The organism is Cedecea neteri (assembly GCF_000757825.1).
Classification (GTDB): Bacteria; Pseudomonadota; Gammaproteobacteria; order Enterobacterales; family Enterobacteriaceae; genus Cedecea; species Cedecea selenatireducens.
This window is the reverse complement of record NZ_CP009451.1, coordinates 436,962-450,999: the sequence shown is the minus strand read 5'-3', so window position 1 is coordinate 450,999 and position 14,038 is coordinate 436,962. Positions and strand designations below refer to the sequence as shown.

At 57.5% G+C, this 14,038-nt stretch carries 13 protein-coding genes and 1 pseudogene; 12 read left to right on the top strand and 2 right to left on the bottom strand.

What is annotated here, in order from left to right; all coding sequences use genetic code 11:
• Positions 1–5 precede the first annotated feature (5 nt).
• The 11 genes and pseudogenes from tssF to cybB all read left to right on the top strand — a co-directional run bounded on the left by tssF (position 6) and on the right by cybB (position 9,743).
• Positions 6–1,760 (top strand): type VI secretion system baseplate subunit TssF, encoded by a 1,755-nt coding sequence (tssF, locus tag JT31_RS02055; protein ID WP_038472785.1) that lies wholly within the window; start codon positions 6–8, stop codon positions 1,758–1,760.
• A complete protein-coding gene (gene tssG / locus JT31_RS02050; protein ID WP_038472783.1) occupies positions 1,724–2,809 on the top strand; it encodes a type VI secretion system baseplate subunit TssG in 1,086 nt (361 codons plus the stop codon). Before tssF ends, tssG begins: the two co-directional genes overlap by 37 nt.
• Positions 2,787–3,329 (top strand): type VI secretion system lipoprotein TssJ, encoded by a 543-nt coding sequence (gene tssJ, locus JT31_RS02045; RefSeq protein WP_038472779.1) that lies wholly within the window; start codon positions 2,787–2,789, stop codon positions 3,327–3,329. Before tssG ends, tssJ begins: the two co-directional genes overlap by 23 nt.
• Before the next feature lie 2 nt (positions 3,330–3,331).
• Positions 3,332–3,787, top strand: a complete 456-nt coding sequence (gene tssE, locus JT31_RS02040; protein WP_038472776.1) for a type VI secretion system baseplate subunit TssE — start codon at positions 3,332–3,334, stop codon at positions 3,785–3,787.
• 53 nt (positions 3,788–3,840) lie between these two features.
• The gene (locus tag JT31_RS02035; RefSeq protein WP_038472773.1) at positions 3,841–5,073 is read left to right on the top strand and encodes a VasL domain-containing protein; all 1,233 of its coding nucleotides are present in this window, start codon (positions 3,841–3,843) and stop codon (positions 5,071–5,073) included.
• Between the two features lie 139 nt (positions 5,074–5,212).
• Positions 5,213–6,907, top strand: a complete 1,695-nt coding sequence (locus JT31_RS02030; protein ID WP_038472771.1) for a methyl-accepting chemotaxis protein — start codon at positions 5,213–5,215, stop codon at positions 6,905–6,907.
• A 135-nt stretch (positions 6,908–7,042) separates the two neighbouring features.
• A complete protein-coding gene (locus JT31_RS02025) occupies positions 7,043–7,333 on the top strand; it encodes a VF530 family DNA-binding protein (RefSeq protein WP_144244083.1) in 291 nt (96 codons plus the stop codon).
• Between the two features lie 2 nt (positions 7,334–7,335).
• Positions 7,336–7,734: pseudogene (fos, locus tag JT31_RS23960) on the top strand (fosfomycin resistance glutathione transferase); the annotation flags it as partial.
• Entirely contained in the window at positions 7,726–8,181 is a 456-nt protein-coding gene (locus JT31_RS24215; RefSeq protein WP_167549837.1) for a GNAT family N-acetyltransferase, read from the top strand. The pseudogene fos and the gene JT31_RS24215, both read left to right, overlap by 9 nt.
• Before the next feature lie 86 nt (positions 8,182–8,267).
• Positions 8,268–9,062, top strand: coding sequence for a YdcF family protein (locus JT31_RS02015; RefSeq protein ID WP_038472765.1), 795 nt, complete (start codon positions 8,268–8,270; stop codon positions 9,060–9,062).
• 144 nt (positions 9,063–9,206) lie between these two features.
• On the top strand, positions 9,207–9,743 hold the full coding sequence (gene cybB / locus JT31_RS02010) for a cytochrome b561 (protein ID WP_038472763.1): 537 nt from the start codon (positions 9,207–9,209) through the stop codon (positions 9,741–9,743).
• Between the two features lie 36 nt (positions 9,744–9,779).
• Here cybB and JT31_RS02005 read toward each other — a convergent pair whose 3' ends face one another.
• A complete protein-coding gene (locus tag JT31_RS02005; RefSeq protein WP_038472760.1) occupies positions 9,780–10,676 on the bottom strand; it encodes an AraC family transcriptional regulator in 897 nt (298 codons plus the stop codon).
• 124 nt (positions 10,677–10,800) lie between these two features.
• Here JT31_RS02005 and JT31_RS02000 point away from each other — a divergent pair, with 124 nt between their 5' ends.
• A complete protein-coding gene (locus tag JT31_RS02000; RefSeq protein WP_038482659.1) occupies positions 10,801–11,688 on the top strand; it encodes an SDR family oxidoreductase in 888 nt (295 codons plus the stop codon).
• 40 nt (positions 11,689–11,728) lie between these two features.
• On the opposite strand, the gene JT31_RS01995 is transcribed toward JT31_RS02000, so the two are convergent.
• A complete protein-coding gene (locus tag JT31_RS01995; protein WP_038472757.1) occupies positions 11,729–13,996 on the bottom strand; it encodes a TonB-dependent receptor domain-containing protein in 2,268 nt (755 codons plus the stop codon).
• Positions 13,997–14,038: the final 42 nt, after the last annotated feature.

Below are 14,038 nucleotides of genomic sequence, written 5' to 3'. Positions count from 1 at the left end.
TATTTATGGACGATTTAACCCTGCGTTATTACGACGCTGAAATGCGCTACCTGCTGGAAGCCGGTGAAGAATTTGCCCGCGCTCATCCTGACCAGGCGGCGATGCTTAATCTCGATAAAGCGGGCGCGCGCGACCCGTATGTGGAACGCCTGTTTGAAGGCTTTGCCTTCATGATGGGGCGGCTGCGTGAAAAGCTTGATGACGACCTGCCGGAGCTGACCGAAGGGCTGGTTAGCCTGCTGTGGCCGCATTATCTGCGTACCATTCCGTCGATGTCGGTGGTGGAATTCACCCCGGACTGGCTCGAAATGAAAGAGCCGATGCGCATCGTCAAAGGTTTCGAGGTTAACTCCCGGCCGATCGGCGACAAAGGCACGCGCTGCCGGTACACCACCACCCGGGAGATCCACCTTCAGCCGCTGGCGCTGGAGCATGTCCGGCTGGCAACCAACGCTGAGGGGCGCTCGGTGGTCACCCTGCGCTTTAGCTGTGGCAAACTGGCGGACTGGAGCCAGCTCGACCTCAGCGCTCTTGCGCTGTACTTCAACGCCGATGCGCCTCTGGCCTGCGCTATGCACGAAGCTTTTACCCAGAACGTGGCCCGCATGTGGCTGCGCATGCCCGGCGATGTGGACAGCAGGCCGTTCGACGGGCATTTCACTGCCCAGGGCTTTGGCGATGACGACGCCCTGTGGCCGAAGAGCAACAGCAGTTTCAGTGGTTACCAACTGCTGCTGGAGTACTTTACCTTCCGCGAGAAATTCATGTTTACCGGCCTGCGAGGGCTGGAAACCGTCGATTTTCCGGCGGCGCTGCCGTGGTTTGAAATCGACGTGGTACTGGCCGAGCGCTGGGAGCATGACTTCAGCTTTAACGAAAAACATCTGCGTCTGAACTGCGTGCCGGTGATTAACCTGTTCCCGCTGGAGTCCGACCCGCTGACCCTGGACTCCCTGCAAACGGAGTATATGCTGCGCCCGATGCGCGTCCAGGATGGTCACACCGAGATTTATGCCGTGGATTCGGTGATGTCATCGAATCAGCATGTTTATGTCCCGTTCTCCAGCTTCCGGCATAAAGGCGGCATGATGCGCCACGAAGCCCCGGAATATTACTACCATACCCGCGTGCGGCGTGGCCCGTCCGGGCTGCATAACACCTGGCTGATCCTGGGCGGTGAAGCCTTTGATAGCCACACCGTGCCGGAAGACGAAAGCCTTTCGTTGACGCTGACCGGCACTAACGGGCAGCTGCCGCGGCGGGCGCTGCAAAGCACCGTGCTGGATACGGCGGTGAAAACCCCCACGACCAGCATGACGGTACGTAATCTCTGCGCCCCGACGTTGCCTTGTTACCCCCCGGCGCAGGACCGTTTCCACTGGCGCGTGCTGAGCCACCTCGGCAGCGGGTTCCTGTCGATGATGGACAACGCCGATGTATTGCGCGGTACCCTGGCGCTGTATGAATGGACCGACAGCGAAATGAACCGCCGTCGCCTGGAAGCCATCATTGACGTGAAGCACGGCGAAACCGAGCGCTTTGAGCAGGGGTTCCTGGTGCGCGGCGTGCAGATTGAAGTCACCCTCGACGGTCACGGCTTTGCCGGACGAGGCGATGTTTGCCTGTTTGGCGAGATGCTGAGCCGCTTTTTCGCGCTTTACACCGATATCTACCTGTTTAACCGCCTGATTATCATCCTGCAACCAACCGGAGAACGCCTGGAATGGGAAGAGAAGCACAGCCGCCGTATTCCCGGCTGACACCCCGGCTGGAGGCCAGTCTCCAGCGGATTAACTTTTATCGTTTCTGCCAGTTGCTGGAAAAGCGTCACAACGATAAACCGCCGCTGGGATCGACCAGTCATCCGGCGGACGATCCCGTGCGTTTTGCGCCTCATCCGGGAATGGGGTTTCCGGCCAGCGAGCTGAAATCCGTTGAATACGACGCAGACGATGACGCTCAGCCCCCGCGTATCCGGACCACTTTTATGGGGATGTACGGGGTGGATTCCCCGCTGCCGACCGCGTATCTCGACGACATCACCCAGCGCCGGGAAGGGCACGAGGCGCTGCAGGGCTTTCTGGATATTTTTAGCCATCGCATCCTGACCCAGTTTTACCGCATCTGGCGAAAGTATTCTTACCCGGCCACCTTTGAACCTGGCGGAACAGACGGTATCTCTCAGTCCTTGCTGGGCCTGGTCGGGCTGGGGATACCCGGCACGGCAAACCATATCGCCACGCCGGTATCGCGCTTTCTGGCTTTGCTCGGCGTATTACGTCAGCCGGGAAAAACGCAGGAAGGGATACAGGCGCTGGTGAGCCTGCTGGCCCCGGAGACCACGGTGCAGGTCAGCCCGTACTGCCTGCGGCCGGTGGAAATCAGCCAGCCGCTGGGTTTTCACGGCGATCGGGATTTTTTACTGGATGGCAATATGCCGCTCGGGGATGAGGCGATGGAAGCCAACAGCCAACTGCTGATCGCCCTGTTCACGGACAACGCGCAGGAGTCGCTGGGCTGGAAGCCGGACGGTCTGCTGTATCAGGACTTTCTGGTGATGCTGCGGGTTTATCTTGGCTGGCGGTTTAAGGCCAAAATTACCCTCACCACCGATACCCGGCTGCTGGCGGCTCCCCCGCTGGGCGAGGGACCTTTCTGGCTAGGTATGAACGGTGTGCTGGGCGCCGAAGAGGAAAGGCTCCCCGACGATCTGCCCGAGCGTTTTACCACGGAATTGGGTTATTACAGCGGCCTTCAGCCCGCGAGAATACAACAAGGAAACCGACGTGTTACGTACAAGTTTAATTAAGCCCCAACGCTGGCTGCTGCCCCTGTTAGCGTTAAGCCTGGCGGGCTGTGGCCTGACGCAAAGCGTCAGCGATGGCACGAAATCGGCCTTCACCTCTGTGTTCTATAAGAAGATTAAGGTGTTGCATCTGGATTTCACCGCGCGTGAAGAGCTGAACACCGACGCACGCGAAAACCACTCATTTTCGGCGCCGGTGCTGCTGCGTATTTACCAGCTCAAAGACAATAAAACCTTCGACAAAATGGTCTATCAGCAGCTGCTAAAGGACGGAGAAAGCCTGCTTGGCGCCGATCTGCTGGCCAGCCGTGATGTGGTACTCAAGCCGGGCGGGGACGTCAGCCTTGATATGCCGATGGAGGCAGATACCCGTTTTGTCGCCGTTGTTGGGCTGTTCCGCGCCCCGGATAGCGAGAAGGAAACGTGGAAGCTAACCCTCGATCGTGAGGCGCTGGACCCGGATAAGCCCCGCGTGATTGAAGCCGGGAAAAACCGCCTGACGCTGATCCCCGTGAAGGAGTAACCATGCCACAGTCGCATCACACCCCGTCGCTGTATGACATGCTGCTCGGTAATTTCTCCGGGGAGCTCGCGCTGCATCAGGTCAGTGAAGAAAATCAGGTCATTCTTTCCGTGCTGGATAACATGCAGCGTATTCTCAACTGCCGCGCCGGGACGCTGGCGCACCTGCCGGATTACGGCCTGCCGGACATGACCAAAATCCTGCAGGGAATGCCGGGCACGGCCCATCAGTTGAAAGGCGCCCTGAGCAGCGTATTGCTGAAATATGAACCACGCCTGAAGAGCATTAACGTGCTGTTGCTCGAACAAACGCAGCCCGGCGAGCTGCGTTACGCGATTGACGCCGAGCTTAAAGGCCTTGGCCTGGTCCGATACGGCACCGAATTTATGCCCGAAGGCAGAGTCTTGCTGCGCCATCTAAAACAGCAGCAATATCTCGATACCCAAACCAGAATTTAAAACGCTAACCGTCTTCATTCTTACTCCCACACTCTAACTGACGGAAAATCTCCGTGAATAACGCTAATCAAATTAAAACCGGCAGCGACCCGCGCGCGTTGCCGGAATATGCTTCCCTGCGTGATGAGCTCGCTAAGTTGAACCATCCGGCGCGCCCGGATGTGAACTGGGCGCTTGTAGAGCAGCTAAGCCTGTCGCTGTTTCGCCAGAATGGCGTGGAGCTTCAAACGCTTTGCTGGTATACGCTGGCCCGAACGCGACTTGCCGGCATGGCTGGCCTTAATGAAGGGCTGGCGATAATGGAAGTTCTGCTGAGCCGGCAGTGGGGCATTATGTGGCCGCAGCCGGTGCATGCCCGCATGGAAATTATGGCCGGGTTTAGCCATCGTCTACAGTCAACGCTGCGCACGCTCACCCTTAATTACGCTGATTTACCGCTGGTCTATCAGGCAGAACAGCACCTGAATACGCTGCGCGATGTGCTGCAGCAGCTGGAGCTAAAAAATGCCAGCCAGATGGGCGAGCTCTGCACCTTTATGCACAATGCTGCAATCAGGTTGGAGAATATGGACGCAGGCTCTGGCGCTGCCGTTGTCGTGCCTTTTTCTTCTCCGATCCTGGAAAATCAAATACCTTCCGGCAGCGAGCAGCTGATCTATGTCGCACGTGAAGACCCGGCCACGCCCGGCGTTGTGAACTTTGTGCCTAAGCCTTCATCGGCGCCGCTCTGGCGAAGCTTTGCGGCAGGGATGTTGGTTATGCTGGCCGTGGGGAGTGCAGGCTTTTGGGGCTGGCAAAAAATTTACCCGCAGCCGACAAGTCCGCTGCCGGTGGCGGCAAGTGAGGCATCTCTCGTTGAGCTTGGCCGACTGCCGCCGTTGCTGCTGCAGGATTATGGCTATGAGCTGGCCGGGCGCGCCAGGCCGGAGCAGGTTGAAGGCCTGAAGGCGCAATGGGCACGTTACCTGACCGGCAACGCTTTGCCGCCTGAGCAGCTTTCAGGCTGGCATCAGGGCATGGCGGGCCTGAGCGACCTGACCCGTCGGCTCAACGCGCTGGACGAACGTAAAGGCAAATACCTGACCGGCTCTGAGCTTAAATCTATGGTCTTTACCATCACCCAACATTTCTCACGCAGCACGCCTCTGGAAGAGCGCCTGTATTCACTGAGCCTGTCCCCGGCAGGCACGCCGCTACCCGACGCGCAGCTGACGCAAACCAACATGCAAATCAGGCAGTTGCTGAACCGCTATGCGCTGATAAAGCAGCAGGCGGAGCAGCGCTAAGCCAAACCTGTGATCCACTTAACTTTTTGTCATATCTTTAGCGTCGTTAACGCAAATTTGTGACATGGCGCGTAATGTTTTTACGCGCCGGGGCCGATGACTTCTGAAGGGAATTCCCCATACAAAGAGAGTCACGGACATGTCGATAAAAACTCTGACCCCACAAAACGGCGTGCGCTTCTGGCATCACATCAGGCTGGTGCCGCTGTTTTCCTCCATTCTCGGCGGCATTCTGCTGCTGTTTGCGCTCTGCATCGGTTTTGCCAGCTACTTTCTTATCCAGAGCGACCGCGCGCTTCAGGACGTCACGGAAGAAATTCAGGTGCGTATGGGGCTGGCGGACAGCGCCAACCATTTGCGTACCGCACGTATCAACCTGATCAACGCCGGGGCGGCAAGCCGCGTGGCGGATATGGATCAGGTTAAACAGAACGTCGCCAATGCCGAAGGACTCATCAAGCAGGCGCAGGCTGGTTTCAACGCCTATATGGCCCGTAAGGTAAAAACGCCCGAAGACCAGGCCCTGGACAAAGGGCTGCAGGATGAGTTTGCGGCCTATCTCGAAAAAGGCATGAAGCCGATGCTGAAGTTCGCCAAAAACGGCATGTTTGAGGCGATCATCACCCATGAAAGCGAGGTCGGGCGCAAGCTGGACAGCGACTACGGCGCCAACCTGCAAAAAGCAGTCAGCATTCGAACCGAACGGGCGAATGCGCTGAGGGAGCAGGCTGATAACCGCACCAGAACCAGCGTGGCGCTGATGGCCGGGGCCTTTGCGCTGGCGCTTTTCATGACGGTATTTACCTTCATCATGCTGCGCCGCGTGGTGATTGGCCCGCTGCAGCGAGCGGCGAAGCGCATCGAACATATCTCCGAAGGGGATTTAACCCTGTCGGCGGAAGCAACCGGCAACAGCGAAATTGGCAAGCTCAGCCAGCACCTGCAGCATATGCAGCAGCAGTTGGTCAGCACCGTGAGCACCGTGCGCGAAGGGGCCGAGGCTATCTACCAGGGCTCGAGCGAAATTTCTGCCGGTAATACCGACCTCTCATCCCGAACCGAGCAGCAGGCGGCGGCCATCGAGCAAACCGCCGCCAGCATGGAGCAGCTTACCGCCACGGTGAAACAAAACGCCGACAACGCGCATCACGCGACAAAGCTTGCGGAAGATGCTTCGCAGAAGGCCAGCGACGGCGGGCGTATTGTCTCTGGCGTGGTCAGCACAATGGACAATATTTCCGCCAGCTCGAAGAAAATCTCTGAGATAACGGCGGTAATCAACAGCATCGCTTTCCAGACCAACATTCTGGCGCTGAACGCTGCCGTTGAGGCCGCCAGGGCCGGGGAGCAAGGTCGAGGATTTGCGGTTGTGGCAAGCGAGGTGCGCACCCTGGCGCAGCGCAGCGCCCAGGCGGCAAAAGAGATTGAAGGGCTTATCAGCGAGTCCGTGTCGCTGATTGATTCCGGCTCCCGCCAGGTTGCACAGGCGGGCACCACGGTGACGGGGATTGTGGAGGCCGTTCGCCGCGTGACCGATATTATGCTGGAAATCGCCGCGGCGTCTGACGAGCAAAGCCGGGGCATTCAGCAAGTCGGGCAGGCTATTCACGAGATGGATAACGTTACCCAGCAGAATGCTTCGCTGGTAGAAGAGGCTTCAGCCGCCGCCGTTTCCCTGGAAGAACAGGCTGCACGGCTGACGGAGGCTGTAGGCACGTTCCGCCTGAAAGCCGGCTCTTCTGCAGCACCGAAAAGTCGTTATGTCGTTCCTTCTCCTGCGTCCACATCGGCGCGGCCGGTTGCGGTTTCTGCCGATAACTGGGAAACCTTCTGATTTAACCCCTTCTGCGGCTCAGCGATGGGCCGCCTCTCACTTCTTTTCACTTCTTCGGGATCGTCGCCCGCACCTTGTTGCGCCTCGCTGGCAGAATCAGTAAGGTGTGCGCAAATTATCAAAATATCCGGAATAATCATGAGTTCAAAAGATCCGCTGCACGGCATTACGCTTGAGGCGCTGCTGACCGCGCTGGTTGAGCGCTATGGCTGGGCGGAAATGGCGCGGCAGGTGAACATTAACTGCTTTAAAAGCGACCCCAGCGTTAAGTCCAGCCTGAAGTTTTTACGCCGCACGCCGTGGGCGCGTAAAGAAGTGGAAGAGATGTATATCGCCTCACTCGACGAGCCTGATGAAAGTGACGCGCAGGCAGAAAGCCCGTGGGCCAACTGGCAGGCTAAGAATCAGGCTAAGAATAAGGAATAATCATGCTAACCGGCCTGAACCACCTGACGCTTGCGGTGCGCGACCTGGCGCGGAGCCTGGCGTTTTACCAAAGCTTGCCGGGCGTCAGGCTGCACGCGCGTTGGGAGTCCGGGGCGTATCTTTCCTGCGGTGATTTGTGGCTTTGCCTTTCTCTGGATGCAAAGGCCGGTGAGCGCCCGGTTCATTACACTCACTATGCCTTCAGCATAAGCACAGAGGCATTTCCTCAGCTTGTTAAAGCGCTGGAGCAGCGCGGCGTTCGGATCTGGAAAGACAACCGCAGCGAAGGGCATTCTTTCTACTTTCTTGACCCGGATAACCACCAGCTTGAGCTGCACGTGGGGGATTTAGCCAGCCGCCTGGCGGCCTGCAGGGAAAAGCCTTACTCTGGGATGACGTTCCAGGAGACGGGCATTACCGTGCGGCAGGCCTCTCTGGCGGAGATCCTCGAGCTTTATCATCGTTTGCCGGAGTTTGACGACAGTCGAAGCGTCGCAGATCTTCAGGCTCGCCTGGCGACAAACCAGACCAGCCAGCTCATCGCCTGCGTGAATGGCATTCCAGCCGGGTTCAAGCTTGGCTATGCGCTGAGCGAAACAGAATTTTACAGCTGGCTGGGCGGCGTTTTACCAGAATTCAGACGGGATGGCGTCGCGCAGGCCTTGCTGATTGCCCAGGAAAAATGGGCGATGGAACAGGGTTACCGCACGCTTAGCGTGAAAACCCGCAACAGGTTCCGTGGCATGCTGATGATGCTGCTTAAAAATGGCTACCAGCTGGTAGAGCTTGAGCCCCAGGGCGAACCAGACGAGCACCGCCTGCGGCTGCAAAAGCCGCTTTCCGTCTGATTGAGCCTTTTCAGCGGCATCTGATAGGCCCGGCGGATTGACCGGGTTAGGCTAGACACTGGTTTTTAACAGGGAGGATCCCGCTAATGATGACATCCGCAACCTTGAGCCAGCCGACAGTTCAGGCTGTTAACACGCTGGGCCAGTGGCTGGCGCAAAGCGATTTTACAGGTGCGCCGCAGGCACAGGATGCCGAGCTGATTATCCTGGCCGGTAACGCCGTGATCCCTACTATTGACGCCGCCTGCGAGTTTGCCGCTAACGGCGAAAAACCGCTGTTGATCACCGGTGGAATAGGCCATTCCACGACGTATCTCTACGCCGAAATAGCCCGACATCCGCGTTATAACACCATTCCCACTACCGGGCGTTCCGAAGCGGCAATCCTGAAAGATATTGCCCATCAGTTCTGGAAAGTCCCGAACGAAAAAATCATTATCGAAGAGAAATCAACCAACTGCGGTGAAAATGCACGCTTTAGCGTGGCGAAGATGGCCGAACTGGGCCTGAGCCCAACGCGCGTATTGATTGTTCAGGACCCGACCATGCAGCGCCGAACCGTCGCGGCCTTCTCCCGAGTCTGGCAAGGTGATGCGCAGGCACCGGAATTGCTGAGCTGGCCGGGCGTAGTGCCGGAGTTAACTGCAGGCGAGCAGGGCACCGTTTTTGCCGGAGAGGAAGAGGCCCTGTGGCCGCTCGAGCGTTATGTTTCGCTGGCGCTGGGTGAAATTCCTCGCCTGCGCGACGATGCAACCGGCTATGGTCCACAGGGGCGAGACTTCATCGTTCACGTTGATATTCCGCCGCAGGTGATGGCCGCCTGGCATGCTCTCCAGCAGGATATGGCGCTGAGCGCAATGATCCGCGAACGCGGGCTGTAAACCCCGGGCTTTGCCCTGAACAACGTTAAGGCTTAAAAATTACACGCTGAAACAAATTAACGTCCATAATACGTTGATGTTAATGCTCTTTTAATGTTTCTTCGGTATCCTGGCATTTAACGTTTTTTCAGGGCAGGGTCTTTCATGCGCACTAAATACACCTCGTTACAGATTTCGATCCACTGGCTGGTCTTTCTGCTGGTGGTGGGAGCCTACTGCGCCATGGAACTGCGTGGCTTTGCGCCGCGTAGCTACCGGCCGCTCATCAACTCTATCCATTTCACCTGCGGTATTTCCGTCCTGGTACTGATGGTGGCCCGCCTGCTGGTTCGTATCAGGTATCGCGCGCCGGCCATTGTGCCCAGGCCGCATCCGGCGGTGACCGGCATCTCTCATCTGGTCCATACGATTGTCTATCTGATGTTTATTGCGCTGCCGGTGCTGGGCTTCCTGGCGATGTACTATCGCGGTACTGACTGGGTGGCCTTCGGGCTACAAATGCCGGTGGCGGCGGTGCCGGACGAAGACCTGGAGTTCAGCCTCAAGTCCTGGCACGAGCTTATCGCCAATACCGGCTATTTCGTTATCGGTCTTCACGCCTTTGGTGCGCTGTTCCATCATTACGTCTGGAAAGACAATACGCTGCTGCGAATGATGCCGGGCAAACGAGAACAAGAATAATCGCTTAGCGGCGGTGGCCTCCGTGCCGCGCAGCCGCTAGCTTTTTGAATACTGCCGGGGCGAGCAGCCCATCACCCGCTTGAACGCTTTCCCGAACGCACTTTCCGACTCGTAGCCTAAATCCGCTGCAATACGCGCCAGTGAATCCCCTGGCTGGCGCAGCCTGTCGCAGGCGAGCATCATGCGCCAGCGCGTCAGATAGTCGATAGCCGAAGCGCCCGTTATCGCCTTAAACCGTGCTGCAAACGTCGAACGTGACATCCCCACGCGCTCCGCCAGTTTTTCCAGCGTCCAGCCAAACGCGGGATCTTTATGCATGCAGGTCAGGGCCAGACTCAGCTGTTTATCCGCCAGCGCATAAAGCCAGCCTACGGCGGGCTGATGGGCTAAGTGCAGCCTCAGTGCCTGAATGAGCATCATCCACGCCAGCTGCTGGATAATCAGCGCGCCGCCGGGGCGAAGCTGGCGCACTTCGTCGGTCATTTGATCCAGCGCCCAGCGCATCGCCGCTTTACTGTCCGGCTGCTGAATGCAGACCACAGGCGGCAGAGAGCTCAGCAGCAGGTCGGCCGCTTCCCCGCTCAGCACAAAATGGCCGCCGACCAGGAAGCAGCTTTCCTGCTGGCCGGGGACAACGTCAGGCCCGAGCTTGCCCGCCTCGCGCAGGGTGTAGAAGTCCACCGGCGTGGCGTCAGGTTCAGTCGCCAGGCAAAACGGTGGCCCAGGCGGCAGAAGATAACAGTCGCCGGCCTGCAGCAGCAGCGGCTCGTTCATTCCCTCAACGGAGAGCCAGCAGCGCCCGGACACCACGGCATAGCACTTAATTCCGGCGTGTGCTGGCCACTGAATCGCCATCGTTTCGTGCAGGGCAACGCCGCCCGAGGCATAGCTCTGGGGTTTAAGCAGGGAAAGCAGCTCTGAAAGCGGATCCATATCAACTCCGGACGATGAGACCAAAAATGGCGACTTTTGAACATTGTTCGTATAACTCTTCCTGTTTACAGTAAATCCCGTCGGGCGGCAACTCAGTCCTTGGTTACGGTTTGGGATAATGACTATGCGTATTTTTGTGACCGGTGCGACCGGTTTTCTTGGCTCGGCTATCGTGCAACAGCTGCTGGCGGCGGGGCATCAGGTGCTGGGGCTAACGCGCTCCGAGCGCGGGGCCACAGCTCTGGAGTCCTGGGGAGCGAAAGCACATTTCGGCGATCTGGATGATTTTGCCAGCCTGCAGCATGGGGCGGATCTTGCGGACGCGGTGATCCACACGGCTTTCAATCATGACTTTTCTACGTTTGTCGCCAACTGCGAGGCTGACGGCAAAGTGATTGGTGCGATGGGGAAAGCGCTCGCAGGCTCATCCCGGCCAATGGTTATCACCTCTTTTGTTGCCATGGGGACAACGGAGCCGGGCAAACCAGCCACGGAGGCGGGCTATAACGTCCTGACGCCGAACCCGCGTAAAGCCACGGAAATCGCCGGAGTAAGCCTGCTTGAGCGGGGCGTTAACGCCTCGTTTGTTCGCCTGCCGCAGGTGCATGACACCGTCAGGCAAGGGCTTATCACTCCGCTGATTGAACTGGCAAGGGAGAAGGGCGTGGCGGCTTATATCGGCGAAGGCAAAAACCGCTGGTCGGCGGTGCACGTGAGCGACGCGGTGCGTCTTTATGTTCTGGCGGTAGAAAGAGGGATTGCCGGAGCGCGCTATAACGCTGTTGCCGAAGAAGGTATCACCACTAAAGATATCGCCGACGTGATTGGCCAGGGGCTTGGTGTACCTGTGCGCAGCATTGACGCCGACAAAGCCAGCGACCACTTTGGCTGGCTCGGTAACTTTGCCGCGCATGATATGTCGGCCTCAAGCCTTGAGACGCAGCAGAAAACGGGCTGGCGGCCCGTTGGCCCAGGGCTGATTGAGGATTTGCGGCACATGCAGTACCGCTAGACGTACATCGCCCGGATGCTTCCGGGCGATGAGGTGACGATCAAAAGCGAACTTCGCCGCCAAAGATCCAGGTTCTGCCGCGCGCGGTATTGGCCCGGCTAGCATCATCGCCCGGCCCAGGCATCATATTGAGCTTGTTCAGCGCCTCTGAGTAATCCCGGTTCATCAGGTTTTGCACCGTCAGCTTCAGCATCAGATTGCGGTTCACCTCGTAGGTGCCGTAGAGATCGATAATCGTCGGGATCTGCGGCAAATCCTCTTTAATGATGGCGCCCGTATGCTCATCGGTTTCAAAATCAGGCGACAGCCGGCGGGCTTTCCCGGTGTATTTGACGATCGTCCCGAGGGTCAGCGATTCATCGAAGAAACGCACCCCGGCATCCAGCGTCATATATTTTCTTGGCAGCTCGGTAATATCCCCGGCGCCGAAGTAGGTGCTGGCGATGGACGTTGGCTGGTCGGTCAGCTGCTGGCTGAAGGAGAGGCGGGTGAAGGCGAACCCTGCGTCGTAGTCCATCTCCAGCTCAACGCCCTGGGCGGTGACGCCGGTGGCAGAGTTCACGTAGATGTACATATTGTCGCTGTAGTCGTCGCTCATGTCCGCCCAGTCGTTGCCAATGACTTCGGACATGCTGCATTTTCTCCCGCTGGAGCAGACCTGGTAAGATTCGCTGAAAATATAGTTCTGGATCCTGCTGCGGTAGCCCAGCATTTTAAAGCGCAACGAATCTTGCTTAGCGATAAGGTCTTTGGTGTCGATATTAAAACCGACCTGCCAGGTTTCGGCGAGTTCAGGCTTTAAGAAGGGGTTCATGGAAGCCCCGCCGGAGTTGGAGAAAAACATCTCCTGAATATTTGGCGCACGCATCGACTTACTGTAGCCGACAAACGGCTGAAGCCAGGGGGTGACCTGAGCCGACAGCTGGGCCGACGGGTTAAAGCCGCTTTCTCGCTCATCGACGTCGTAACTTCCCTGCGGGACGCAGATAACGCGCTCGTCGCAGGGCGGCTTGTGGCCGGTGATTCTGTTTTGCGTGTAGTTGAGGTTCAAGTCTGCCTGCCAGATACCGCGCTTCACCTGCAGCCCGGTATATAACGCCGAAATATCCTGCCGCCCGGAAGGGGCGAACGGATTGTTTTCGATCGACTCCTGGTTGGTTTTCTCATCGCCTGCGGCGGAATTAATGAGCTTGGTGTAGCGGGTGCGCATCAGCTTGCCGCCCAGCGTAAACGCCAGGTCATTATCACCCAGGCTGAAACGGCTGACGTTACTCATGTCCAGGGCATCGGAACGGTTTTGCGCGGAGGTGCTGTAAAAGGTGTACAGCGACTCATCGCGGTATTTCTGATTGCCACGGCTGGTGCTGGCCGTGACGTTAAAATCAATCAGCTCAGAGAATGGGGCGTAGTGATACTTAATATAATAATCGTCGCTGGTGATGTCGCGGCGCGAAAACCTATTTTCATAAGTTCGGGCAGACAGCTCAAAGCTATTAAATTCATCGGGCTTGATGTCCATTTTATAAAGCTGAGACTTTGGGTTCTGCTTCATGAATTTATCATAACCAAACTCTTCGCTATTAATGCCGGAGCCGTTGGAGAAATTCGAATAAATAGAGCTGCCGCTGATGGCGGCCATGGCGCCGAAGCTCCCGGTATCGGTGAAGGCGTCGGTTTTCCCTGCGGCGGCAATCATCCCGCTGCGCCCGATACCGTTGCTGCCTACCGAGAATCGCGATCTCAGTCCGTAATCATTGCCCTTAAAAATAACGTCATCCACGCCAAGGGTACGCATATTTGCGCTTCCCGCCAGGGCGTTAATCCCCGCAGAGCCGCTGCTGTCGCCGCGCGTGACGTCCACACCGACTAAAAAGTTAGGGTCGATGAGCACGCCAGCCTGGTTGTTGGTGGAACCGTGAGCGGTCGTGCCTGACGTGGTGGTGCCGTAAAAGCTTTGGGTAATTCCGTCTACCATGGTGTTAACCCGGCCAAAGCCGCTCATGCCACGAATATTGATGCTCACCGTGCCCTGACCGGGATCGATTTGGGTATAGGTGCCGGGCATGCTCCGCAGCGTGGCGTCCAGGGACTGCAGGTTTTTTCCCGTGGAGCGAGAGCTGGTGGCGCCTGGTTTTTCCAGCGCTTCTTGTTCGCTGGTAATATTCCCGGCGGAAACGTTAAGCGGGCTAAATACCGCCGAACCTTTTTTATCCCCGCTGCTTTTATCATTATTTTCTTGTGCCGCCCCGCTGGCGCTGAGCAATAGCATGCCCGAGCCGAGGGCAACGGCCAGTTTATTTACGTTCATACGTGTCCTTGAAGTATCGTAATAAAATAAAAGTTATTTTTA

Coding starts and splice junctions, on each gene's coding strand:
- tssF (WP_038472785.1), top strand. CDS start 6: ATGGACGATTTAACCCTGCGTTATTACGACGCTGAAATGCGCTACCTG.
- tssG (WP_038472783.1), top strand. CDS start 1,724: ATGGGAAGAGAAGCACAGCCGCCGTATTCCCGGCTGACACCCCGGCTG.
- JT31_RS24215 (WP_167549837.1), top strand. CDS start 7,726: ATGACGTTCCAGGAGACGGGCATTACCGTGCGGCAGGCCTCTCTGGCG.
- JT31_RS02000 (WP_038482659.1), top strand. CDS start 10,801: ATGCGTATTTTTGTGACCGGTGCGACCGGTTTTCTTGGCTCGGCTATC.
- JT31_RS01995 (WP_038472757.1), bottom strand. CDS start 13,996: ATGAACGTAAATAAACTGGCCGTTGCCCTCGGCTCGGGCATGCTATTG.
- JT31_RS02015 (WP_038472765.1), top strand. CDS start 8,268: ATGATGACATCCGCAACCTTGAGCCAGCCGACAGTTCAGGCTGTTAAC.
- cybB (WP_038472763.1), top strand. CDS start 9,207: ATGCGCACTAAATACACCTCGTTACAGATTTCGATCCACTGGCTGGTC.
- tssE (WP_038472776.1), top strand. CDS start 3,332: ATGCCACAGTCGCATCACACCCCGTCGCTGTATGACATGCTGCTCGGT.
- JT31_RS02005 (WP_038472760.1), bottom strand. CDS start 10,676: ATGGATCCGCTTTCAGAGCTGCTTTCCCTGCTTAAACCCCAGAGCTAT.
- JT31_RS02030 (WP_038472771.1), top strand. CDS start 5,213: ATGTCGATAAAAACTCTGACCCCACAAAACGGCGTGCGCTTCTGGCAT.